This is a genomic window from Mycobacterium sp., assembly GCF_039583805.1.
Lineage (GTDB): Bacteria > Actinomycetota > Actinomycetes > Mycobacteriales > Mycobacteriaceae > Mycobacterium.
The window spans coordinates 20,909-44,104 of sequence record NZ_JAVKSH010000010.1 but is presented as its reverse complement, the minus strand read 5'-3'; the positions used below and the strand labels follow the sequence as shown (position 1 = coordinate 44,104).

Here is a 23,196-nt window from a genome sequence, read left to right as displayed (position 1 = left end):
AGTTATTCGTCGAGTGTGCGGTTTGCTACGCCAGCACCGGCGTGTCGCGTACGAAACCGCACACTCGACAGATTTTCCGGTGCTCACACCGGGGCGCAGCCCCTTGAACGCTCCGAGCGACAGCTGTGGCGGCGCGGTGCCGCGAAGGAGGTTGTCGCGCAGAGGCGGGCACTGCGCACATCGCCTCTTCCAGCGGCCGGTGGTGCTGATGTGGCCAGACAGCAATATCGGGATCGGGAGGTCTTCGGGTGCACGGCGCCGCGACAATGCCCCGGGTGCCGGTCGGCTCGGGACGGCACCAACGGGGTTTGAGGTGTGTTGCGCGGCAACGTAGTTACGACGCGTCGCTTCGCGTGCAGGTGCTGCCGGCTGATCGGCCGCCCAGCAGGCTCAACGGTGCGGTCATGCCCTTCGGCTCAGTGGGCTGCAGCTACCACCAACCGCGAATCGTGAGCCAAGTCAGGTTCCGCCGAGCCGCCTTTGGCGCCGTCGCAGCCGGCGGTGAGCACCAGCTCGCCGTTCCTGGCGATGAACCACGCCGGAGCCACCGGAGGTCGGCCGTCGGAGGCGGTGAATCCGAGCATGCCGGTACGGGTGCCCGCCGACAGGAACTCGACGACTTCGCGGGACAATTCCGCCGTATCTCTACAGGGTTATATCGCTACAGGGTCACGACGTCGTAGTCGCCGAGGCGGTTCATCAAGACGTGCAACTGGTCCTGCGACGAGCCCAGCGTGTGCTCGATCGCGGTCAGCCGGGCCGCGTAGTGGCCCACCGGATACTCGGCGGTCACGCCGATGCCGCCGTGCAGCTGGATCGCCTCCTGACTGATGTGGCGCGCCGAGCGGCCGATCTGCAGCTTGGCCCGTGCCGCGATCACCGGGTCGAAGGTGCCGTCGGCTATCGACATCGCGGCGTAGTCGCTCATGCTCTGCGCCAGCTCCAGCGACACGTACATGTCGGCGGCGCGTTGCGTCAGCGTCTGGAACTGGTTCAGCGTGACCCCGAACTGCTTGCGCGTCTTGAGGTATTCGGTGGTCAGCCGCAACGCTTCCGCCATCGCCCCGACGGCTTCGGCGCACAACGCCGACTGCACGCCGATGATCGCTGCCTGCACGGCCGCGGACGCGTCCACGGTCGTGCCGAGTGGTTCGGCCGGCGTGTTGTCCAGGTCGATCTGCGCGCCGCGCTGACCGTCGAAGGTCCGGTATCGGTGGCGGGTGACGGCGTCGGCGTCGACCAGAAACAGCCCGGTCCCGCCGTCGGGCAGCGCGGCGCTGACCACCAGCGTGTCGGCGCAGTCGCCGGCCAGCACCGGATTTTTGCGTCCGTTCACAGTCCACGAATCACCCTGTTGCACAGCGGTTGTCGCGACATTGGTCGCGGCGGCACGCATCCCGGGCTCGACGTGGGCGAAGGCCAGCAGCGTGTGGCCGGCGGCAACGTCGTCGAGCAGGCGCTGCTGGGCTGCGGTGCCCAGCCGGGCGATCAGCGCACCCGGTCCCAGCGCGGCGTGCAGCACGGGTTCGGGGGCCAACCGTCGCCCGAACTCGGCGAGCACCACCATGATCTCGATCTGACCTGACTCGGCCGGGTCGAATCCCAGGCCGAGAATACCGATATCGGCGAGCTGGCTCCACACGTCGCGGCTCCAGCCCAGATCGGTGGCGATCACTTTGTTGCGGCTCTCCGGGTCGTAGGTGCCGGCCAGTAGGTCACGGGTGGTGTCGCGAAGCAGCACCTGCTCGTCGGTCAACTGAAAGTCCATGGCGTTCCTCACAATCCCAGAATGGTCGACGCAATGATGCTGCGCTGTATTTCGTTGCTACCGCCGTAGATCGACGTCTTGCGGTAATTGAGGTAGTGCGGCGCGCTGTCTTGAGCCCACCGCGGCGAGACGATACCGTCGCCGGCGTCGACGGGCAGCGCGTCCGGTCCAGCCACCTCGACGAGCAGTTCGGTGACGGTCTGCTGCAGCTGGCTGCCCCGCAGCTTTAGCACCGACGAGGCCGGGTCGGGCTTACCGTTCTTGGAGCCGGACGCCACCCGCATCTGCGTGAGCTCCAACGCGAGCAGATCGTTTTCGGCCTCGGCGAGCCGAGCCGCGAACAGTGGATCGCCGAGCAGGCCGGAGTCGGTGGCACGCTGCTTGACTTCGGAGAGACGAACCTTGGTTCGGGCGACTCCCGCGATGCCGGTCCGCTCGTTGGCCAACAGGAACTTTGCGTACGTCCAGCCCTGATTCTCCTCTCCGACAAGCTGATCGGCGGGTACCCGGACGTCGGAGAAGAACACCTCGTTGACCTCGTAGCTGCCGTCGACCAGCTTGATCGGCCGCACGGTGATACCGGGGGTGTCCATGTCGATGAGCAGAAACGAAATGCCGGCCTGCCGTTTCGGCGCCTGCGGATCGGTACGGACCAGGCAGAAAATCCAGTCGGCGTACTGGCCCAGAGTGGTCCAGGTCTTTTGCCCGTTGACGACGTAGCTGTCCCCGTCGCGTACCGCGGCCGTGCGCAGCGAGGCCAGATCGGACCCGGCTTCCGGCTCGGAGAACCCTTGGCACCACCAGATGTCCAGCGCCGCCGTCGGCGGCAGGAATCGCTCCTTGATCTCCTGGGACCCGAACTCGGCGATCACCGGGCCGACCATCTTGGTGTTGAAGTTCAGCGGCTCGGGCACGCTGGCCAGTTGCAGCTCGTCGAGCCAGATCTGCTGCTGAGCTGCCGTCCAGTCCTTGCCGCCCCACTCCACCGGCCAGTTGGGCACCGCCAGTCCGTGGTCGTTGAGGATCTTTTGGCAGCGCACGACGTCCTCGCGGCTCAACCGCAGTTCCAGGCGGACTCGTTCCCGGACGTCGGCGGGAATCTGCGTCGTGAAGAACGTCCGCAACTCGTCCCGGAATGCTGCTTCGTCTGCGCTGAGCGCAAGTTGCATGACAGTGTCTCCTTGATGCCGATCCCAACGGTGCTGTCCTGCACGTTAGGCGCCGCCGGGGCGGCGGGTGGCAGGACCCCACCTGGAACGGATTTCCGGGGCGGGGCCGGCGCCCGCATAAGACGGCGATCGCACCGGCCCGCGGCGTTGTCCACAGTTGCGGGTTGCTCCACAGTCGGCCTCGGGACGTCATCCGATGGCTCCGCGATGGCCGGGGGCGCGGCTACGGTCGGCGCATGCGAACCGAACTGCCCGCCCGGCGGCTGCACCGACGGCTCGGGGCCCAACCGGAGTCCGACAGCGACGACGCCGGTGACCCGGACGGTGACCCGAACTCGCTGCTGCCGCGCTGGCTCCCCGATGCGCCGGCCCGGGACGGCGGCTGGCTGGCCAAGGTGCGTGCCGATCCGGGTCGCGCCGGCGCCGTCGCTTTGGCGGGGATCGCCCTGATCGCCGTGTTGGTGACGGTGTTCACCCTGGTGCGCGGCCAGCCCGCGCCGGTGGTGTCGGCCAAGCTGCCGCCGGTGCAGACGGCGTCGTCGGCAAGCCCCGGTCCGAGCCCGTCGGCGGCGCCCGGCCAGCCGGTGGTGGTCAGCGTGGTGGGCCTGGTGCGAAACCCGGGACTGGTCACCCTGGCACCCGGTGCGCGGATCGCCGACGCGCTGACGGCGGCGGGCGGCACGCTCAACGGCGCGGACACCATCGGGTTGAACATGGCCCGCCCGCTTGGCGACGGCGAACAGATCGTGGTGGGGGTCGCGCCGCCGCGAGGGCAGCCGACCGTGCTGGGCAGTTCGGTGACCTCCGGCGGCGCCTCCGCCGCCACACCTGGCCCGGTCGGGCCTGCACACCGCGAAGCGATCGACCTCAACAGGGCAACAGCGCAGCAGCTGGACGCCCTGCCCGGCGTCGGCCCGGTGACGGCGGCCGCGATCGTGGCATGGCGCGACGCCCACGGCAAGTTCACCAGCGTCGATCAGCTCGCGGAGGTGGACGGCATCGGCCCGGCGCGGCTGGACAAACTGCGCCCGCTGGTCCGTGTCTGAGACCGGTGTACCAGCCCAGTGGGGTCAAGCCCAGTGGGGTCAAGCCCAGTGGGGTCGAGCCCAGTGGGGTCAAGCCCAGTGAGGTCAAGCCCAGTGAGGTCAAGCCCAGTGAGGTCAAGCCCAGTGGGGTCAAGCCCAGTGGGGTCGAGCCCAGTGGGGTCGAACCGGCGGCGCCGCGGCTGGATGCCCGGCTGGTGCCCGCCGCCCTCGTCGGATGGGCGGTCACCGCGGCCGGAATCGTCTGGCCTATCGGTCACCTGCTCGGGGCGTCGTCGCTGGTGCTCGTCGTGTGTGGCGGGCTGGCGCGGTGCGGACGACACCGCCGGCCACAGCTCCGCGCGATCGGCGTCGGCCTGGTCGCCGTGGGTGTGGTGGGGGCGGGGTTCGGTTTCGCGATTGCGTTGCGCGCCCGCGCGACCGCGCACCACCCGGTCACGGCCGCCTTCGGAACCACCACGCCAGCAACGGTCACGCCCACCCAAAGCGCGGTGTCGGTGGGCCGCGGTCGGCTGATGTTCCGTGCCAGGCTGGTGCGGCTGGGGGACGACGGCGTATCAGGACGCGTCACGGTGTTCGCCCCGGCCCGCGATTTCGCCGGGCTGATGGCGGGTCAGCCGGTGCGGTTCCGTGCGCGGATCACCCGGCCCACCCGCCATGACCTGACCGTCGCGGTGCTCAACGCGACCGGCGCGCCCGCCCTGGGCGAGGCCGCTCCGACGTATCGAGCAGCCCACGCCGTTCGCGCCCGGTTCGCCGCCGCGGCTCGTCGGGTGCTGCCCGGCGAGCAGGCGGCGATGCTGCCCGCCCTGGTCCTCGGGGACACCTCGGCGGTCACCGCCGTCACCGGCCAGGAATTTCGAGCGGCCGGGCTGACGCACCTGACAGCGGTGTCGGGGGCGAATGTCACGATCGTCTGCGGGGCGGTGCTGTTCGTGTCGCGGCTGATCGGACTGCGGGCGGCCGCGGTGCTGGCGGCGATCGCCCTGGTGGTGTTCGTCGTCGTGGTGCAGCCGACGGCCAGTGTGCTGCGCGCCGCGGTGATGGGTGCGATCGCGCTGGCCGCTGTGGTGTCGTCGCGTCGGCGGCAGGCGATTCCGGCGTTGTCGGCCACCGTCCTGGTGCTGCTGGTGGCTGCTCCCCAGTTGGCTGTCGACGTCGGATTCGCGTTGTCGGTGGTGGCTACGGCAGCCCTGGTCGTCGTCGCACCGGTGTGGTCACGGCGCATGGTGTCGGTCGGCTGGCCCAGGCCGCTCGCCGACGCCGTCTGTGTGGCATGCGCGGCGCAGCTGGTGACGGCGCCGCTGATCGCCGGCATCTCCGGGCGCGTCAGCCTGGTCGCCGCCGCGGCCAACTGCGCGGTCGCGGGGCTGATTGCTCCGATCACCGTGTTGGGCAGCGCAGCGGCGGCACTGTGCTCGGTCTGGCCGGCGGCGGCGCACCTGTTGATCCGGTTCATCGGCCCCGAGCTGTGGTGGGTGCTCAGCGTCGCGCACTGGGCGGCCAAGGTGCCGGCCGCCGCCGCACCGGTTCCCTCGGGTGCTGCCGGCGTCATGTCGGTGGGAGCGGCCGCGGTGCTGGCGGCGGTGCTGTGGCGCCGGCGATGGTTCCGGGTGGTGTCGGCGGTGACCGTCGCCGTCCTGCTGGCCTGGTCGCTGTCGGGATTACTGGCGGGAGCAGCCGGAGTCCCCGGCGGGCCTGTCGGCCGCGCATGACACCATCGAACGGTGAGCCAACCGGTTCCGGCGTTGCACCTCGTGCTGGGCGATGAGGCGCTGCTGGTCGAGCGCGCCGTCGCCGACGTCGTGCGGTCGGCGCGACGGCGTGCGGGCACCACCGACATCCCGGTGAACCGGCTGCGGGCCGGCGACGTCAGTACCTACGAGCTCGCCGAACTGCTGAGTCCGTCGCTGTTCGCCGACGAGCGGATCGTCGTGCTGGAAGCCGCGGGTGAGGCCGGCAAAGAGGCGGCCGAGTTGATCGCCGCCACCGCCGCGGACATCCCGGCGGGCACTGAACTCGTCGTCGTGCATGCGGGCGGCGGACGCGCCAAAGCGCTGGCCGGCCAACTCCGAGCGCTGGGTGCGCAGGTGCACCTGTGCAGCGGGATCACCAAACCCGGCGAACGTGCCGACTTCGTCCGCGCCGAGTTTCGTTCGCTGCAGGTCACAGTCGACCAGGACACCGTCACTGCCCTGCTGGAAGCGGTGGGCTCCGATGTGCGTGAACTCGCCTCGGTGTGTGCCCAACTGGCGGCCGACACCAGCGGACGGGTCGACGCCGCCGCGGTGCGCCGCTATCACAGCGGCAAGGCTGACGTGAAGGGTTTCGAGATCGCCGACAAAGCCGTGGCCGGTGATCTCGAAGGTGCCGTGGAGGCGTTGCGTTGGGCGATGACGCGCGGCGAACCGCACGTGGTGCTCGCCGACGCGCTGGCCGAGGCGATTCACACGATCGGCCGGGTGGGCCCGATGCGGGGTGATCCGCACCGACTGGCCGGGGAGCTCGGGATGCCGCCCTGGCGGGTGCAGAAGGCGCAGAAGCAGGCCCGCGGCTGGTCGGCGGACATGGTGGCGACGGCGATGCGGGTGGCCGCGGCGCTGAACGCCGACGTCAAGGGCGCGGCGGCGGACGCGGACTACGCGCTGGAAGCCGCGGTCCGCACGGTCGCCGAGTTGGCCGCCGACGGCCGTTAGCGCAGGTCCGCAGGTCTCAGAGCGTGTTGAAGGCCCGCGCCAGCGCCGACTTCTTGTTCGCGGCCTGGTGTTTGTGGATCACGCCCTTGCCGGCGGCCTTGTCCAGCTTGCGGCTTGTCGATGCCAGCAGCTCCGCGGCCTTGTCCTTCTCACCGGACGCGGCGGCGTCCCGGAATGCCCGGACCGCGGTGCGAAGCGACGATTTGACCGCCTTGTTGCGCAGTCGACGGCGCTCGTTGGTGCGGTTGCGCTTCTGCTGGCTCTTGATGTTGGCCACGCGTGTCGTTCCTTCGTCGATTGGGTATCCCCGCGGCGCGGGCGTTTGGGCACCGGTTCGCGAACAGCGTGCCGGACGCTATACCGGGCAGTGATTGCCCAGGTTAGCAGCCTGTTACGTTTCCGCCCAAAGTGGCGCTTCCGGGCCGACGGGAACGGGCCGGTGGTGCAGCATGTGACAGGTGGCCCTCGGAACGATGCCCGGCGAGACCAAGAAGCGGTCGCACACCCGGTCGCGTCCGGCTACGCAGCACGGCCACATCTTCGGCGGATACGACAACTCGGACGTCTACTCGTCGGCGTTCGACGAGATGTTCGACGGTCAGGGCAATGTCCGCGGCCCCTACAAAGGCATCTACGCCGAGCTTGCTCCGTCGGATGCCTCCGAGCTCCAGGCCCGGGCTGAGGCGCTGGGCCGTGCGTTCATCGACCAGGGCATAACGTTCTCGCTGTCGGGTCAGGAGCGGCCGTTTCCGCTCGATCTGGTCCCGCGGGTCATCTCGGCCGCCGAGTGGAGCCGTTTGGAGCGGGGCATCATCCAGCGGGTCAAGGCCCTCGAGCTGTACCTCGACGATGTCTACGGCGATCAGGAGATCCTGCGCGACGGCGTGATCCCGCGCCGCTTGGTGACCTCGTGTGAGCACTTCTACCGCCAGGCCGCCGGCATCAATCCACCGAACGGCGTGCGCATCCACGTCGCGGGCATCGACGTGATCCGCGACGACCGGGGCAACTTCCGAGTCCTCGAGGACAACCTGCGCTCGCCGTCAGGGGTGTCATATGTGATGGAGAACCGGCGCACTATGGCGCGGGTTTTCCCGAACCTGTTCGCCACCCACCGGGTGCGCGCGGTCGACGACTACCCCGCTCACCTGCTGCGGGCGTTGCGCAACTGCGCGGCCACCAACGAGGCCGACCCGACGATCGTCGTGCTCACTCCCGGGCTGGCCAATTCGGCGTATTTCGAGCACTCGCTGCTGGCCCGCCAGATGGGTGTCGAGCTCGTCGAAGGCCGTGACCTGTTCTGCCGTGACAACCAGGTGTACATGCGCACCACCGAGGGGGAACGTCAGGTCGACGTCATCTACCGGCGCATCGACGACGCCTTTCTCGACCCGATGCAGTTCCGCGCGGACTCGGTGCTCGGGGTGGCCGGTCTGCTCAACGCGGCCCGCGCGGGCACTGTCGTCATCTCCAGCGCGGTCGGTAACGGTGTCGGCGACGACAAACTCGTCTACACCTATGTGCCGACCATGATCGAGTACTACCTCGGCGAGAAGCCGCTGCTGGCCAACGTCCAGACCTGGCGGTGCTGGCTGGACGACGACCGCGAAGAGGTGCTCGATCGGGTCCATGAGCTGGTTGTCAAGCCGGTCGAAGGCTCTGGCGGATACGGCATCGTCTTCGGCCCGGAAGCCTCGGACAAAGAACTCGCCGCGGTCCGCAACAAGATCCGCGACAATCCACGCAGCTGGATCGCGCAGCCGATGATGGAACTGTCGACCGTGCCGACCCAGGTCGGAAACACGTTGGCGCCCCGCTACGTCGACCTGCGGCCGTTCGCCGTCAACGACGGCGAGCACATATGGGTGCTGCCCGGCGGCCTGACCCGCGTGGCGCTGGACCAGGGGTCGCGGGTGGTCAATTCCAGCCAGGGCGGCGGCTCCAAGGACACCTGGGTGCTGGCGCCGCGCGCCTCGGCAGGCAACCGGGAGCTGGGTGCTGCTGAGATCGTGCGTTCGCGCCCCACGCCGATCCGGGCCGGCGACCCGGCGACCGACGGGTCATCGCAGCGACAACAGCAGCCGCAGGAGCAGCACCAGCAACAGGCGGGGATGCACTGATGTTGGCCCGCAACGCCGAGGCGCTGTATTGGATCGGCCGTTACGTCGAACGCGCCGACGACACGGCGCGCATTCTCGACATCGGCGTGCACCAGTTGCTCGAAGACTCCAGCGTGGACCCCGACCATGCCTCCCGGGTACTGCTGCACGTGCTGGGCATCGAGCCGCCCGACACCGAGTTGGACGTCTGGTCGCTGACCGACCTGGTGGCCTTCAGCCGGGGGGCTGCGGGCGGCTGCTCGATCGTCGACGCGATTTCGGCCGCACGCGAAAACGCGAGGTCGGCCCGGGAAGTGACGTCCACCGAGATGTGGGAGTCCCTCAACACCACCTACCATGCACTTGCCGAACGCGAACGTGCCGCGAAGCGCTTTGGGCCGCATGAATTTCTGTCCTTCATCGAAGGCCGGGCGGCGATGTTCGCCGGACTGGCCGACTCGACGCTCTCACGTGACGACGGCTACCGTTTCATGGTGCTGGGCCGCGCGATCGAGCGGGTCGATATGACGGTGCGGCTGTTGTTGTCGAGAGTCGGCGACAGCGCGTCCTCGCCGGCGTGGGTGACGGCGCTGCGCTCTGCCGGAGCACACGACACCTACCTGCGCACCTATCGCGGTGTGCTGGACGCCAATCGGGTGGTCGAGTTCATGCTGCTCGACCGGCTGTTCCCGCGCTCGATCTTCTACTCACTGAGGCTGGCCGAGCACAGCCTCGAAGAACTGCAGCTTAATCCGCACAGCCGGGTCGGGGCCACCGCGGAAGCCCAGCGGATGCTCGGCCGGGCTCGCAGTGAACTGGAATTCCTGCCGCCGGGCGCACTGCTCGAGTCGCTGGAGATCCGGCTGGCGGGTCTACAGAAAACCTGCCGGGATGTCGGAGAAGCGCTGGCGCTGCAGTACTTCCACGCTGCACCGTGGGTGGCGTGGTCGGGCGCCGGCCAGAACGGCTCATCGGTTGTCGAACAAGGGAAGACGTGATGTGGCGGATGCGGGTGGTGCATTTCACCGGATACGCCTACAAGTCACCGGTGACGGCTTCCTTCAACGAAGCCCGGCTGACTCCGCGATCGGATTCGCGACAGAACGTGATTCTCAGCCGTGTCGAGACGCAGCCTGCCACCCGCTCGTACCGCTACGTCGATTACTGGGGCACCGCGGTGACGGCGTTCGACTTGCACGCGCCGCACACCCAATTGGAGGTGACGTCCTCGTCGGTAGTCGAGACCGACCGGCCAGATCCGCCGGCAGCGAAGCTGACCTGGACCGACCTGCAAGCCGAGGCGGTGATCGATCGCTTCGCCGAAGTGCTCAGCCCGACGGGATACGCCCCGGCAAGCCGGCGCGTTGCGGCCGTGGGCAGGCGGATCGCCAGATACCACGAGCCCGCCGAAGCCGTCGCCGCCGCCGCACGGTGGGTGCGCGGCGAACTGGACTACGTTGTCGGCACCACCGGCGTCCACTCTTCAGGGCTGGATGCGCTGCGCAAAGGCAAAGGCGTCTGCCAGGACTTTGCCCACCTGACATTGATTGTGTTGCGCAGCATGGGAATTCCTGCACGCTACGTCTCCGGCTACCTGCATCCAAAACGCGCTGCGGTGGTCGGGAAAACCGTCTACGGCCATAGCCACGCCTGGATTCAGGCGTGGACCGGCAGTTGGTGGGACTACGACCCCACCACTGACACCGACATCAACGAGCGGTACGTCAGCGTGGGCGCCGGCCGCGACTACGCCGACGTGCCCCCGCTGAAAGGGATCTACTCCGGGGAAGGGTCGACGGACCTCGACGTGGCCGTAGAAGTTACCCGGCTGGCATAGCCGCGGTGCGGCGGTCCGGCGCTTGTGATGTGATCAGCTGTGATGGGTATCAAAGTCGGGCTGGAGCACCGCACCAACTACACCTTCGACCGGCTGGTCGAGGTGTATCCGCACGTCGTGCGGCTGCGCCCGGCGCCCCACTGCCGCACACCCATCGAGGCGTACTCGCTGCGGGTCGAGCCGGCCGAGCACTTCATCAACTGGCAGCAGGACGCGGTGGGCAACTTCCTGGCCCGGCTGGTCTTTCCGAATCGCACGCGCCGGCTGAGCATCACCGTCGGGCTCATCGCCGACCTCACGGTGATCAACCCGTTCGATTTCTTCATCGAGGACTGGGCGCAGACATGGCGTCCTCTCCCTCGCTCCGGTCCTCGCCCGAGCGGCACAGGCGGCGTCAGCCCCGGGTTCGCCTACCCTAAGGCGCTGGTCGATGACCTCGAGCCGTACCTGAGGCCGGTCGACGAGAACGGCCCCGGCTCTGCCGGTGCCGCCGGTGCCGGCGAGCTCGTCCAGGCGTGGGTGCGCGACTTCTCGGTGCCGGACGGCACCCGAACCATCGACTTCCTGGTGGCGCTCAACCGTGCGATCAACACCGACGTCCGCTATACCGTGCGCCTGGAACCCGGCGTGCAGACACCGGATTTCACCCTGCGCACCGGCATCGGATCGTGCCGGGACTCGGCGTGGCTGCTGGTGTCGATCCTGCGTGAAATGGGACTGGCCGCCCGATTTGTCTCCGGCTACCTGGTACAGCTGGCCACCGACGTCGAGGCCCTCGACGGGCCGTCCGGGCCCGCCGCCGACTTCACCGACCTGCACGCGTGGGCCGAGGTGTACATCCCGGGTGCTGGCTGGATCGGGCTGGACCCGACGTCGGGGCTGCTCGCCGGCGAGGGCCACATCCCGCTGGCGGCAACAGCGCACCCCGCGGGTGCGGCACCGATCAGCGGGGCCACCGAGGCCTGCCACACGGTGCTGGACTTCTCGAACACCGTCACCCGCGTCCACGAAGACCCGCGCGTCACGCTGCCCTATACCGCCGCGGCGTGGCAGGCGATCTGCGAGGTCGGCCGGGGAGTCGACGACCGGCTGGCCGCCGGCGACGTTCGGCTGACCGTCGGCGGCGAGCCGACCTTCGTGTCAGTGGACAACCAGGTCGACGAGCAATGGACGACGGCCGCCGACGGCCCGGACAAGCGCCAACGGGCATCCGACCTGGCCGCCCGGCTCAAAGCGGTGTGGGCGCCGCAGGGGCTGATCCAGCGCGAGCAGGGCAAGTGGTATCCAGGAGAGCCGTTGCCGCGCTGGCAGATTGGGCTGTACTGGCGCAGCGACGGGCAGCCGCTGTGGACCAATGACGCGCTGCTGGCCGACCCGTGGAGCGGCGAGACGACCGGCGTCGCCGCCGAGCCCGTCGACAGCGAGGCGGCCTACCGGGTGCTCGCCCGCATCGCCGACGGTCTCGGTCTGCCGCTCTCCCAGGTGCGGCCGGCCTACGAAGATCCACTGTCCCAGCTGGCCGCCGCAGTACGCATGCCCGGCGGTGACGCGGTGCAACCGGGTGACGACCTCGGCCCCGAAACCGGCCCCGAAACCGGCCGGGACACCGCGGCGGGCCGTGCCGCGCTGCTGGCGCGTCTCGACGAATCCGTCAGGTCCCCGGCGGCGTTCGTGCTGCCGCTGCACCGCCGCGACGACGACCTCGGCTGGGCCAGCGCGAACTGGCGGCTGCGCCGTGGCCGCATCGTGCTGACCGACGGGGATTCGCCTGCGGGCCTGCGGCTCCCGCTGGATTCGATCAGTTGGCGGCCGGCACGCGTCTCCTTCGACATCGACCCGACGTCCGTCGGGCATGCGCTGTCGGCGGAGCCCGGCACTGTCAAGCAAGCAGCGGCGGTGATCGAGGACCTCGAGACGGCGCCGAGAACCGCGATGGTCGCCGAGGTTCGCGATGGGCTGCTGCACATCTTCATGCCGCCCACCGAGGCGTTCGAGCACTTCGTCGACCTCGTCGACCGGGTCGAGGCCGCGGCCGCTGACGCCGACTGCCCGGTCGTTCTCGAGGGCTACGGCCCGCCGCCGGACCCGCGGCTGACCTCGGTGACGATCACCCCCGACCCCGGAGTCATCGAGGTCAACATCGCGCCCACCGCCACCTTCGCCGAACAGCGGCAGCAGCTGGAAACCCTCTACGAGCAGGCAAGGTTGGCCCGGCTCACGACCGAGTCGTTCGACATCGACGGCACCCACGGCGGCACCGGCGGCGGCAACCACATCACCCTCGGCGGCATTACGCCCGCCGACTCTCCGTTGCTGCGCCGCCCGGACCTGCTGGTTTCGCTGCTGACCTACTGGCAGCGCCACCCGTCGCTGTCCTACCTGTTCGCGGGGCGGTTCGTCGGCACCACGTCACAGGCGCCGCGAGTCGACGAGGGCCGCGCCGAGGCACTCTACGAACTCGAGATCGCGTTCGCCGAGATCGCCCGGCTGGCTCCGTCGTCCGGGGATGCGCGCCCACGGCCGTGGGTGGCCGACCGCGCGCTGCGGCACCTGCTGAGCGACATCACCGGGAACACGCACCGCGCCGAGTTCTGCATCGACAAGCTCTACAACCCCGACAGCGCCCGCGGCCGGCTGGGCCTGGTGGAGCTGCGCGGGTTCGAGATGCCCCCGCACCTGCGCATGGCGATGGTGCAGTCACTGTTGGTGCGCGCGCTGGTGGCGTGGCTGTGGGAGGAGCCGCTGCGCGCCCCGCTGATCCGCCACGGCGCGAACTTACACGGCCGATACCTGTTGCCGCACTTCGTGATCCAGGACATTGCCGAGGTGGCCGCCGACCTGCGCGCACACGGCATCGACTTCCGGACCAGCTGGCTGGACCCGTTCACCGAATTCCGCTTCCCGCGCATCGGCACCGCCGTCTTCGACGGCGTGGAAATCGAATTGCGCGGCGCGATCGAGCCGTGGAACACCCTCGGCGAGGAGTCCACCGCCGGCGGCACCGCCCGCTACGTCGACTCGTCGGTGGAGCGCCTCCAGGTTCGTACCATCGGCGCCGACCGGCACCGCCACGTGGTGACGTGCAACGGCCACCCGGTGCCGCTGCTGGCCACCGACAACCCCGACATCCAGGTGGGTGGCGTGCGATTTCGGGCCTGGCAGCCGCCCAGCGCGCTGCACCCGACCATCACCGTCGACGGCCCGCTGCGGTTCGAGCTCGTCGACGTCGGCACCGCCACGTCGCGCGGTGGCTGCACCTACCATGTCGCCCATCCCGGTGGCCGCGCCTATGACGATCCACCCGTCAACGCGGTCGAGGCCGAGGCGCGGCGCAGCCGCCGTTTCGAGGCCACCGGCTTCACCCCCGGCAAGCTCGACATGTCCGACATCCAAGAAAAGCAGGCCCGGCTGTGCACCGACGTCGGCGCGCCGGGCATCCTCGACCTGCGACGCGTGCGGACGGTGCTGCAGTAGTCGCAGAAGTTCATCTGGCCGTCGGTGAAGGGTTTCGCCGGCTACGCTGGATGCGACGTCACCTCGTCGATGACGGTGTGGATGAACTGCATCTTCTCCAGCACGGCGGCCGGCAGCACGAACGGGTACAGGTCGTCGTGGCCCATCGAACGGTTAATCATGTTCAGCGACCACGACAACGGCAGCCACATGTCGATGATGGTGGAAAACGCGCTGGGGCCCAGCACCCTCCGCTCGAATATCGCCGCGGCCGGCGCGATACCGCACGCAGCCGACGTGTCCAGGGCGTCGCGGATGTGCAAGTAGTGCGCGAAGGTCTCCGCCCAATCCTCGGCCGGGTGCATGGTCGCATACGACGACACGAACCCCTCCTCCCAGCCCGCCGGCGCGCCGTCGCGGTAATGACGGTCCAGCGCCTGCTGATAGTCGGCATCCGGGTCACCGAACAGTTCCCGAAATCGCGCGAGGTAATCCGGCGACGGCGCGATCAGCAGGTAGAAGTAGTAGTGCCCGATTTCGTGACGGAAGTGCCCGAGCAGCGTGCGGTACGGCTCCGCCATCGCCACCCGCAGCTGCGCGCGATGCACGTCGTCACCCTCGGCCAAATCCAAAGTGATGACGCCGTTGTGGTGTCCGGTGAAGACTTTCTCGCGCTCACTGGACAGCAGCTCGAATGCCAATCCGTAGTCGGGGTCCGCGTCGCGGCCGACGATCGGCAACTTCAGCTCACACAGCTCGGCGATCAGCCGCCGCTTGGCTCGTTCAGCCTGCGCGAACGCCGCCAATCCCTTGGTGTCGGCGTCGTCGGGCCTTTGCCGGGTGAGCCCGCACGATGCGCAGAGCTGACCAACCTGGCCCGTCTTGGCCAGCCAATTGCATTCGGCGAGATAGAGATTGGCACACAGCTGATAATCGCCCGCGCGAACCGCGCCGGCGTGGCCGGGCTCGGAGTCGGAGATCACCAGCAGCGCCATGTCGTCAAGCGAGAAACCCAGTGCGGCATCACAAGACAGACACACCGAGTTCTCGAACGCCAGACGCTGACCGCAGTTGGGACACAGGAAGTCACGCATGCAACACTTCGCCTTCACAGGGCGCCACGTCGACGGCGACGTCGATCACGCTGCTCTCGGAGTTGGTGTAGATGATGCCGCGCAGCGGCGGCACGTCGGCGTAGTCGCGGCCCCGGCCCACAACGATGTAGCGCTCGTCGACCATCTGGTCGTTGGTGGGGTCCAGCCCGAGCCACTGGTTCTGCGGTGTCCACACCGCCGCCCACGCGTGGCTGGCGTCGGCACCGATCATCCGGTGCTTACCCGGTGGCGGGTCGGTGGCCAGATAGCCGGACACATAGCTGGCGGCCAGGCCGTTGGCGCGTAGGCAAGCGATCGCCAGCCGGGCGAAATCTTGGCAGACGCCCGCACGGGCGGCCAGCACCTCGTGGACTGCGGTGGACACCGTCGTCGACCCGGAGCGGTAGGTGAAGTCGGCGTGGATGCGCGACGCCAGTTCGTGCAGCACCTCGATCAGCGGGCGCCCGGGAGTGAAGCTGGGCGCTGCGTAGTCACGCACCGCATCGGTGATTTCGGGCGGGTCGAGGTCGAGGGTGAACTCGGCGGCGAGCGCCCCGTGAGGGCCGGCGGGGCGCGCGTCCTCCCACGGGGCGCGTGCCGATCCGCTGCCGTAGAGCTCGGCGGGTGGCGGGTCCACCTCGACGATGGCGTCGCTGGTGATCGTCAGGCTGCGGTGTGGCTCGGTGACGTGAAAATAGGAGCTGACGTTGCCGTAGGTGTCGCGGCTGATGGAGCTGTCGGCGGCTGCCGGCTGGGTCCGCAACTCGTGGGCAAGACACCGCTGCCGCTCGCAGTCACACGGCGTGAGGAACCCGCGGCCGTAGGAGCTCGTCACGAAGTCAGAGTAGCGGTATTCGGTGCGGTGGGTGACGCGATAGCGGCGGGTCCGCGGCTGGCTGGAACAGTCGGTCATGGCGTCGTCCGGCGGCGGTCGAGTCCCCACAGCGGCTGCATCGCGCCGGGCACCGAAAGCTGGGTCGTGTTGATGATGCCGGACAGGTCGAGCAGCCCGTGGTGCACGGCATCCAGCAATTCGGTCAGCTCGGCGCGCTGCCCCGCCGAGCTGACAACGTCGAGTTCAGCCGGGTCGAGCCGGCGCAGCCGGGTGTTGAGCTCGTCGACCAACCGTTCGGCCTTCGACGAGCCGGACGCCCCCGGCAGCGCCTTCAGATCGGCGCCGAGCCGCTCCAGCTGGTACTCCAGCGACCGCGGGTTCTCGGCTTCGAACAGCACCAGTTCGGCCACCGCGGCCACGTTCCCCGCGCCCAGGTTGCGCCGCAGGTAGATCACCGACGACTCGCAGGCGACCAGTACGGACTCGATGATCGCCTGCTCGGCGTCAGGATCGCGCGCCTGCCCCAATGTGACGCGCAGCAGCGCGGTCAGCCACAGCCCGCGCTCGATCCGTTTGCCGATATCGGTCATGGTCCAGTCGACGTCACGCACCATCGATTCGGCGGCGACCCCGGACAACGCCAGCATTCCTGCCAGCGTCAGTGCGTGCGCGGAGCCCAAAGTGGTGTCGTCGGCCGGAGGTTCGGCACCCGGAGCCGGGCGTCGGCTCGCGAGCTGCGCCAGTGCCCGTTCGACGCCACCGATCACCATCCAGGTGTCCTTGGACATCTGGTCGCGCACCGCCCGGGCCGCCAAACCCAGCCGTTCCACCGATTGGGCCAGCGAACCGGGGCGCTCCCGGTCGACGGTCAGCGACCACAGGGTGCGCGGTGCGGCGGTGACCCTCTCGGCGTCGGAGCCCCCCGTGTCGGTGCCGGTGACCTGTTCGAGAGCGGCGAGCAGCACCGGCACGCATTCGCCGCCCGCCACCTCGTGGCCGTGGCGGAATTCGTGGTAGCGCTCGCGGGTGATGGTCAGCAGCCGGGCCATGCTCTCGGCGCGTTCGGCGTAGCGGCCCAGCCAGAAGAGGTCGGACAGCACCCGCGGCGAGCTGACACCGCGGGTGCCGCTGGGCCGCACCGCGGGCAGCTCCACGGCGGGCGCCGTGACCTGAGCCTGGGCCCGCGTCGGCGGTCTGACCCAGATATCTTTAGCGGCAACGGTATTCAGTGCGTACGCAGCATTTCCGGGAGCCAGGACATAGCCGAGCCCGCCGCTCATCGTCGCGTAGCCGCCCCGCTGTGCGACGGTGAACAACCGCATCCCGACGCCGGCGGCCGTCAGCCCGCCCGGGTAGTGGTCGGTCGGCGCCGACGAGAACTGAGGCAGCTCCTGGCCCACCCACTGCCACGGGGTTGCCTGGATGCATGCCGCCAGTTCCTCGCGTTGCCCCGACGCCAGCGACGGACCGACGATGGTCCGCCCACCGGTGATCGGCCGGACCAGCAGTGACGAGACTCGCGCGAGCAGGTGCGAACGCTCGGCCTCGATACCGCCCCAATACAGCGGAGCCGTTGGCAGCAAAGGGGTTTCGTCGAACAACTGCCGGGCCAGCTCGGGCAGGAACCTCAGCAGTCCCGGACTTTCCAGGATGCCGCTGCCGAGTGTGTTGACCACGGTCACCGCCCCGCGTCGGAGCACCTCGACCAGCCCGACCACGCCCAGCTGCGAATCGGCTCGCAGATCGAGCGGATCGGCATACTCGGCGTCGACGCGGCGCAACACGACATCGACCTGCTTGAGCGTGCCCAGCGACCGCATCCACAGCTTGCCGTCGCGGACCACTAAATCAGTGCTCTCCACCAGCGGGAACCCCAGCACCGACGCCAGATAGGCCTGGTCGAAGGCCGTCTCGGAGTGGATGCCGGCGCTGAGGACCACCACCACCGGATCCTCGGCGGCCTCGGGTGCCACGTTGATCAGCGCCAGCCGCAACGTCTGGGCGAACGGCGAGATCGGACGGGGCCCGAACCGCTCGTAGAGAACCGGTGCCGCGTGGGCGACCACGCGACGGCCGGCCAGCGCGTATCCGGCTCCCGACGGCGCCTGCGTCCAATCCGCGTTGACCAGAAACCCCCCCGAACGGTCCCGGCTGACGTCGCAGGCGTACAGGAAAAGCTGGTGCCGCCCGGGGATTTCGATCCCACTGGCCGCCCGGATATAGCCGGGATGGGCGAACAGCAGCTCAGGCGGTAACACCCCGCTGGTGATCGCCTGCCGTGGCCCGTAGATGTCGGCCAGCACCCCGTTGAGCAGCCGGCTGCGTTGTACCACACCGGATTCCAGAGTGTCCCAATCGTCCACCGATACGAGCAGCGGCAATCCGTCCAGGCGCCACGGGGTCGGGGCGGCCATGCCGTGACCGTCGGCGGCGACGTCGTCGCTGTGGTCGATGGCGATGTAGGTGATGCCGTCGTTGTCGACGAGCGCCCGCACCGTCTCACGCAGCCGGTCCAGACCCGCGCGTCCCCGCTCACCGACGACCTCGGCCAGCTGCGACCAGCCCGGCCGGATGTCACCGGCGTCGTCGACGAACTCGTCGTACCCCAGCGCAGTTGCCCGCCCGCCGCGGGGGTCGAACAGTGTTTCCTGGGCCCAGGCAGTGCGGTAGCCGGCGAGAAGCCGGTCGGGGTCGTCATGCGCGGTGGGCGGCACGGGACCGGACGGCGGCGGCGACAACGAGCTACCTCCTGAGGTCTACCACGGCCGGTGGCGTCTGATCTGGACGGTCTGCACCGGGCGCGAATCGAGGCTGGCCGATGTCCACACCACTGATCTCATCACAGTGACCCAAAGGACGGCACCCGAAGGACCGCAGCGCCGAGTGGTCGGGGTGGTTCCCGCGAGCTGAGCGCCACGAGCGGCATCGTCGACACCGACCTGGCGGGCCTGTTGAGCGGACTCGCGGGCGTCCTCCAGGTCTGAGCAGATGACGAGCGGGTCACAGTCGGTAGCGTTCATCCGGCCAAGTATTACGCCGCGGCCGTGTTACCCGTAGCCTAGGCTGGACCCGATCTCAACAGGCGGGAGGCCTCGATGCGCATTGCGGACGTGCTGCGGAACAAGGGCGCGGCGGTGGTGACGATCAACCCCGACGCGACGGTGGCCGAGCTACTCGCCGGTCTCGCGAAGCACAACATCGGCGCGATGGTGGTCGCCGAATCGGACGGCCCGGTGGGCATCGTCTCGGAGCGCGACGTGGTCCGGGCGCTGCATGCGCACGGCGCGGGTGTGCTGGCCCGGCCGGTTCGGAAAATCATGACCGCCGTCATCTCGACCTGCGTCAGAGCCGACACTGTGGACAGCATCAGCGTGCTGATGACCGAGAACCGGGTGCGGCACGTGCCGGTGGTCGAAAACGGGAAACTGCTCGGCATCGTCAGCATCGGCGACGTCGTCAAGACCCGCATGGAAGAACTCGAAGCCGAGCACAAACAGCTGCAGTCCTACATAAACCAGGGCTAGGCATAAACCAGGGCTAGGCATAAACCAGGGCTAGGCATCACCTAGGGCTGACGGCTCAACTCCACGAATAGTCGGCGCGCAGCCGGGCTGCCACCCGGTCGAAGATCTCCGGGTCCAGAATCGCTCCTTCGCGGCGGATGCCCTCCTCGGGGACGTCGAGCACTCGATCCAACCGCACCCAGCCGGGCCTGCCGCCGTCGTCCCAGCCGCCCGAGCCGATCCCGATCCAATCCCGGTCGTGATCGTCGCGCACCTGGCTGGACACCAGCAGACCGAGCAAGGTGCGACGGTCGCGTCCCACCACCAGCACGGGCCTGTCTTCACCGCGGGTGGGGTGGTCCTCGTAGACGACCCATGTCCACACGATCTCGCCCGGATCAGCCCGGCCGTCGAGGTCGGGCGCGTACACCAGTGTGCGCGCCCGGTGCGCGGTGGGGACGCTGCTGCGGGTCACCGGTCGCCCGGCGGTGATCTCCGCTTGTGGTGGCGACATGCCGCCGACGATGACGTCCAAACCGATCTGGATTCCCCGCTGCATCGTCGGCGAGTTCTGCAGCTGCCGGACGAACCGGGGCGCGTCGTGGAACACCAGGTTCGCGGCGAAGCGCTGCAACGTCTTCCACTGTGTCTTCCGCGGGGAAGCCATGGTCGCAGCATAGGCCCGGCGCGATGGTGTCCGGCCGACGCCGCCCCGATACCCTGGACGTACTCGCGGATACCTGGGTGCCGCGCAGCAGACGTCGACCAGGAGATTCCCATCAGCGCTGACCAGACCTTCACCGCACCGGCGCAGATTCGGAACTTCTGCATCATCGCCCACATCGACCACGGCAAGTCCACGCTGGCGGATCGGATGCTGCAGCTGACCGGCGTCGTCGACGAGCGGTCCATGCGCGCGCAGTACCTGGACCGGATGGACATCGAACGCGAACGCGGCATCACCATCAAGGCGCAGAACGTGCGGCTGCCCTGGCGAGCGGGGGAGTGTGACTACGTCCTGCACCTCATCGACACCCCGGGCCACGTCGACTTCACCTACGAGGTGTCCCGGGCACTGGCCGCCTGCGAGGGCGCGGTGCTGCTGGTCGACGCCGCGCAGGGTATCGAAGCTCAAACCCTGGCCAACCTGTATCTGGCGCTGGAGCGCGACCTGGCGATCATCCCGGTGCTCAACAAGATCGACCTGCCCGCCGCCGACCCGGACCGCTACGCCGGCGAGATCGCCCACATCATCGGCTGCGAGCCCGGCGACGTGCTGCGGGTGTCCGGCAAGACCGGCGAGGGGGTGGCCGACCTGCTCGACGAGGTGGTCAAGCAGGTGCCCTCGCCGACCGGAGATCCTGACGCGCCCACCCGGGCGATGATCTTCGACTCCGTCTACGACACCTACCGCGGTGTGGTGACCTACGTGCGCGTGATCGACGGCAAGATCACCCCCCGCGAGAAGATCGCAATGATGTCCACCGGCGCCACCCACGAGCTGCTGGAGGTGGGCGTCGTCTCCCCGGAGCCGAAGGCCGCCCCCGGATTGGGCGTCGGGGAGGTGGGCTACCTGATCACCGGCGTGAAGGACGTGCGCCAGTCGAAAGTCGGCGACACCGTGACCACCGCCCGCCACGGCGCCACCGAGCCGTTGATCGGCTATCGCGAACCCAAGCCGATGGTGTATTCCGGGCTGTATCCCGTCGACGGCTCGGACTACCCGGACCTGCGTGACGCGCTGGAGAAGCTCCAGCTCAACGACGCGGCGCTCACCTACGAGCCGGAAACCTCGGTGGCGCTGGGTTTCGGGTTCCGGTGCGGGTTTTTGGGCCTGCTGCACATGGAGATCACCCGCGAGCGCCTGGAGCGCGAATTCGACCTCGACCTGATCTCCACCTCACCCAACGTGGTTTACCGCGTGGTGTTGGAAGGCGGCGCGGCCGGGGGAATTATCGTCACCAACCCGTCGGACTGGCCGTCGGGCAAGATCGGCGCCGTCTACGAGCCCGTCGTCACAACCACCGTTATCGCGCCGAGCGAGTTCATCGGCACCATCATGGAGCTGTGCCAGTCGCGGCGCGGCGAGCTGGGCGGCATGGACTATCTTTCGCCGGAGCGGGTGGAGCTGCGCTACACCATGCCGCTGGGCGAGATCATCTTCGGCTTCTTCGATTCGCTGAAATCCCGCACCCGCGGCTACGCCAGCCTGGACTACGAGGCGGCCGGCGAGCAGGAGGCCGACCTGGTCAAGGTCGACATCCTGCTGCAGGGTGAGCCGGTCGACGCGTTCAGCGCGATCGTGCACCGCGAGGCCGCCGCCGCCTACGGCCACACCATGACCGCCAAACTCAAGGAGCTGATCCCGCGTCAGCAGTTCGAAGTGCCGGTGCAGGCCGCGATCGGCTCGAAAATCATTGCGCGGGAGAACATCCGGGCTATACGCAAAGATGTGCTGTCCAAGTGCTACGGCGGTGACATCACCCGCAAGCGCAAGCTGCTGGAAAAGCAGAAGGAAGGCAAGAAGCGGATGAAGACGATCGGGCGGGTCGAGGTGCCGCAGGAGGCGTTCGTCGCAGCGTTGTCCGCCGACAGCGGGGACAAGGCGAAGAAGTAGCGCCGGGCTACACCTGGTTGTTGGAGATCAGGTCGCCGGACGCCGCATTGATCGTGACTATGTGGTCGACCAGGTAGGTGTCCCACACGTCGGCCCGCCACGTGGTGACGTTGTCGGTGTCAACCAGGCTGAGCTTGGTGATCGAGCCATTCGGGACCGCTGCCAGCATCTTGCCCACGGCGGCCTGGTAGTCCAGGTGCGCGGCGTGCACCAGGGCCCGATGTTCGGCCTTGTCGGCGTCGCTGTCGTTGGTCGGGGTCGGCCCGACCATCACCGTGATGCCGTCGACGCCGATTTTCATCTCCTGCTCGGTGCCGTCCGGGGTGACCACCAAGACTTTCCAGGTTCCCGTGTCGTCGGTTTCGCTCTCGATGAAGATCAGGGTGCTGTCGGGTACCTGCCCGACCGCCGCGGCACCGGCGCGCACCAGCGTGCGCGGGTCGGGCGGGGCGTCCGGACGCTCCCACGAGGAATGGGACGTCGTGGTGGTCGGGGTGGCGCCGGGCGTTCCGCTGTGACCGCACCCGGTCAGGGCTGCGATCACCACACCGATCGACATGGTCAGAATCCACGAACGATTTGTCACAGTCGCCATCAGCCCACCGTAGCGTGCACGTCCTGGCTCGCTCTGCTGCGCTCCTGTGCGCCCGCTTTCGGCGTGGCGGGTGCCGGTCTGGACCGTCGACCCGGTCGCTGAAGTTATAAAGTGAGCGCGGTGGGCGGCTTCCTGGGCTGGTGGGACGGCGTCGAGCTGTGGTTGTCCGGGCTGGGCTTTGTGCTGCAGACCCTGGTGGTCATGCCGGTGGTGCTGGCGCTGGCGTTCCTCATCGCGGCCGCGCTGGACGCTCTGCTCGGCCGCGGCATCGGGCTGATGCGTCGTGTGCGCCACGACGACCAGGCCCCGCGGTGACCGGCATGCCGCGCTCGCAGGTGACGCTGGTGCTGGTCACGCTGCTGGTGCTGGTCCTCGTCAGCTGGCTGCTGACGCACTGAGGCGCGCAGGCCGCCAGCCGATTCTGTTACGCTCCGCCACATGCACGCGGCGTCCGGCAATCGGGAGCGGTATGTTCTGGCGCTCATTG

General features: G+C 68.7%; 18 protein-coding genes and 1 pseudogene. 10 read left to right on the top strand and 9 right to left on the bottom strand.

Features of this window, described 5'->3' with window-relative positions; translation table 11 throughout:
- Positions 1-509: 509 nt before the first annotated feature.
- The 3 genes and pseudogenes from ABDW21_RS02460 to ABDW21_RS02450 all read right to left on the bottom strand — a co-directional run.
- Positions 510-584, bottom strand: a pseudogene (locus tag ABDW21_RS02460) (PPOX class F420-dependent oxidoreductase); the annotation flags it as partial.
- Positions 585-661: 77 nt separating this feature from the next.
- Entirely contained in the window at positions 662-1,768 is a 1,107-nt protein-coding gene (locus ABDW21_RS02455) for an acyl-CoA dehydrogenase family protein (RefSeq protein WP_343710022.1), read from the bottom strand.
- An 8-nt stretch (positions 1,769-1,776) separates the two neighbouring features.
- Positions 1,777-2,937 carry an acyl-CoA dehydrogenase family protein gene (locus tag ABDW21_RS02450; RefSeq protein WP_343601514.1) on the bottom strand — a complete coding sequence of 387 codons (1,161 nt, stop codon included), beginning with the start codon at positions 2,935-2,937 and terminating at the stop codon, positions 1,777-1,779.
- Between the two features lie 236 nt (positions 2,938-3,173).
- Here ABDW21_RS02450 and ABDW21_RS02445 point away from each other — a divergent pair, with 236 nt between their 5' ends.
- The 3 genes from ABDW21_RS02445 to holA all read left to right on the top strand — a co-directional run bounded on the left by ABDW21_RS02445 (position 3,174) and on the right by holA (position 6,676).
- Positions 3,174-3,983, top strand: coding sequence for a ComEA family DNA-binding protein (locus ABDW21_RS02445; protein WP_343601513.1), 810 nt, complete (start codon positions 3,174-3,176; stop codon positions 3,981-3,983).
- A gap of 179 nt (positions 3,984-4,162) precedes the next feature.
- Complete coding sequence (locus ABDW21_RS02440; RefSeq protein WP_343710021.1) at positions 4,163-5,695, top strand: ComEC/Rec2 family competence protein; 1,533 nt, start codon at positions 4,163-4,165, stop codon at positions 5,693-5,695.
- Positions 5,696-5,728: 33 nt separating this feature from the next.
- The gene (gene holA, locus ABDW21_RS02435; protein WP_343601517.1) at positions 5,729-6,676 is read left to right on the top strand and encodes a DNA polymerase III subunit delta; all 948 of its coding nucleotides are present in this window, start codon (positions 5,729-5,731) and stop codon (positions 6,674-6,676) included.
- Positions 6,677-6,692: 16 nt separating this feature from the next.
- Here holA and rpsT read toward each other — a convergent pair whose 3' ends face one another.
- Positions 6,693-6,953 carry a 30S ribosomal protein S20 gene (gene rpsT / locus ABDW21_RS02430; RefSeq protein ID WP_343601509.1) on the bottom strand — a complete coding sequence of 87 codons (261 nt, stop codon included), beginning with the start codon at positions 6,951-6,953 and terminating at the stop codon, positions 6,693-6,695.
- A gap of 196 nt (positions 6,954-7,149) precedes the next feature.
- On the opposite strand from rpsT, the gene ABDW21_RS02425 reads away from it, so the two are divergent.
- From ABDW21_RS02425 to ABDW21_RS02410, 4 genes are read left to right on the top strand one after another with little or no spacing between them, the layout of a single operon-like run.
- Positions 7,150-8,796: a circularly permuted type 2 ATP-grasp protein gene (locus tag ABDW21_RS02425; protein ID WP_343601515.1), complete on the top strand. Its 1,647-nt coding sequence runs from the start codon at positions 7,150-7,152 to the stop codon at positions 8,794-8,796.
- Complete coding sequence (locus ABDW21_RS02420; protein ID WP_343601508.1) at positions 8,796-9,773, top strand: alpha-E domain-containing protein; 978 nt, start codon at positions 8,796-8,798, stop codon at positions 9,771-9,773. The genes ABDW21_RS02425 and ABDW21_RS02420 overlap by 1 nt, the downstream gene beginning before the upstream one ends.
- Positions 9,773-10,612: a transglutaminase family protein gene (locus ABDW21_RS02415; protein WP_343601507.1), complete on the top strand. Its 840-nt coding sequence runs from the start codon at positions 9,773-9,775 to the stop codon at positions 10,610-10,612. Before ABDW21_RS02420 ends, ABDW21_RS02415 begins: the two co-directional genes overlap by 1 nt.
- 42 nt (positions 10,613-10,654) lie before the next feature.
- Positions 10,655-14,086 (top strand): transglutaminase family protein, encoded by a 3,432-nt coding sequence (locus tag ABDW21_RS02410; protein WP_343710019.1) that lies wholly within the window; start codon positions 10,655-10,657, stop codon positions 14,084-14,086.
- A 41-nt stretch (positions 14,087-14,127) separates the two neighbouring features.
- Here the strand turns inward: ABDW21_RS02410 and ABDW21_RS02405 are convergent, their stop codons facing one another.
- From ABDW21_RS02405 to ABDW21_RS02395, 3 genes are read right to left on the bottom strand one after another with little or no spacing between them, the layout of a single operon-like run.
- Entirely contained in the window at positions 14,128-15,159 is a 1,032-nt protein-coding gene (locus tag ABDW21_RS02405) for a putative zinc-binding metallopeptidase (protein WP_343601503.1), read from the bottom strand.
- Positions 15,152-16,072, bottom strand: coding sequence for a transglutaminase family protein (locus tag ABDW21_RS02400; RefSeq protein WP_343601501.1), 921 nt, complete (start codon positions 16,070-16,072; stop codon positions 15,152-15,154). The genes ABDW21_RS02405 and ABDW21_RS02400 overlap by 8 nt, the downstream gene beginning before the upstream one ends.
- The gene (locus ABDW21_RS02395) at positions 16,069-18,732 is read right to left on the bottom strand and encodes a circularly permuted type 2 ATP-grasp protein (RefSeq protein ID WP_343601499.1); all 2,664 of its coding nucleotides are present in this window, start codon (positions 18,730-18,732) and stop codon (positions 16,069-16,071) included. The genes ABDW21_RS02400 and ABDW21_RS02395 overlap by 4 nt, the downstream gene beginning before the upstream one ends.
- A 357-nt stretch (positions 18,733-19,089) precedes the next feature.
- Here ABDW21_RS02395 and ABDW21_RS02390 point away from each other — a divergent pair, with 357 nt between their 5' ends.
- Positions 19,090-19,518 (top strand): CBS domain-containing protein, encoded by a 429-nt coding sequence (locus tag ABDW21_RS02390; protein WP_343601498.1) that lies wholly within the window; start codon positions 19,090-19,092, stop codon positions 19,516-19,518.
- 55 nt (positions 19,519-19,573) lie between these two features.
- Here ABDW21_RS02390 and ABDW21_RS02385 read toward each other — a convergent pair whose 3' ends face one another.
- Positions 19,574-20,164, bottom strand: coding sequence for a type II toxin-antitoxin system PemK/MazF family toxin (locus ABDW21_RS02385; protein ID WP_343601496.1), 591 nt, complete (start codon positions 20,162-20,164; stop codon positions 19,574-19,576).
- A gap of 48 nt (positions 20,165-20,212) precedes the next feature.
- Here ABDW21_RS02385 and lepA point away from each other — a divergent pair, with 48 nt between their 5' ends.
- Entirely contained in the window at positions 20,213-22,114 is a 1,902-nt protein-coding gene (gene lepA / locus ABDW21_RS02380) for a translation elongation factor 4 (protein ID WP_343602359.1), read from the top strand.
- A 7-nt stretch (positions 22,115-22,121) separates the two neighbouring features.
- On the opposite strand, the gene ABDW21_RS02375 is transcribed toward lepA, so the two are convergent.
- Positions 22,122-22,709 carry a metallopeptidase gene (locus ABDW21_RS02375; protein ID WP_343602345.1) on the bottom strand — a complete coding sequence of 196 codons (588 nt, stop codon included), beginning with the start codon at positions 22,707-22,709 and terminating at the stop codon, positions 22,122-22,124.
- Between the two features lie 111 nt (positions 22,710-22,820).
- On the opposite strand from ABDW21_RS02375, the gene ABDW21_RS02370 reads away from it, so the two are divergent.
- Entirely contained in the window at positions 22,821-23,024 is a 204-nt protein-coding gene (locus ABDW21_RS02370; RefSeq protein WP_343602347.1) for a hypothetical protein, read from the top strand.
- The last annotated feature ends 172 nt before the right edge of the window (positions 23,025-23,196 follow it).

Coding starts and splice junctions, on each gene's coding strand:
- ABDW21_RS02450 (WP_343601514.1), bottom strand. CDS start 2,937: ATGCAACTTGCGCTCAGCGCAGACGAAGCAGCATTCCGGGACGAGTTG.
- ABDW21_RS02375 (WP_343602345.1), bottom strand. CDS start 22,709: ATGGCGACTGTGACAAATCGTTCGTGGATTCTGACCATGTCGATCGGT.
- ABDW21_RS02415 (WP_343601507.1), top strand. CDS start 9,773: ATGTGGCGGATGCGGGTGGTGCATTTCACCGGATACGCCTACAAGTCA.
- ABDW21_RS02405 (WP_343601503.1), bottom strand. CDS start 15,159: ATGCGTGACTTCCTGTGTCCCAACTGCGGTCAGCGTCTGGCGTTCGAG.
- ABDW21_RS02455 (WP_343710022.1), bottom strand. CDS start 1,768: ATGGACTTTCAGTTGACCGACGAGCAGGTGCTGCTTCGCGACACCACC.
- ABDW21_RS02390 (WP_343601498.1), top strand. CDS start 19,090: ATGCGCATTGCGGACGTGCTGCGGAACAAGGGCGCGGCGGTGGTGACG.
- ABDW21_RS02410 (WP_343710019.1), top strand. CDS start 10,655: ATGGGTATCAAAGTCGGGCTGGAGCACCGCACCAACTACACCTTCGAC.
- ABDW21_RS02445 (WP_343601513.1), top strand. CDS start 3,174: ATGCGAACCGAACTGCCCGCCCGGCGGCTGCACCGACGGCTCGGGGCC.
- ABDW21_RS02420 (WP_343601508.1), top strand. CDS start 8,796: ATGTTGGCCCGCAACGCCGAGGCGCTGTATTGGATCGGCCGTTACGTC.
- ABDW21_RS02425 (WP_343601515.1), top strand. CDS start 7,150: ATGCCCGGCGAGACCAAGAAGCGGTCGCACACCCGGTCGCGTCCGGCT.
- ABDW21_RS02400 (WP_343601501.1), bottom strand. CDS start 16,072: ATGACCGACTGTTCCAGCCAGCCGCGGACCCGCCGCTATCGCGTCACC.
- ABDW21_RS02385 (WP_343601496.1), bottom strand. CDS start 20,164: ATGGCTTCCCCGCGGAAGACACAGTGGAAGACGTTGCAGCGCTTCGCC.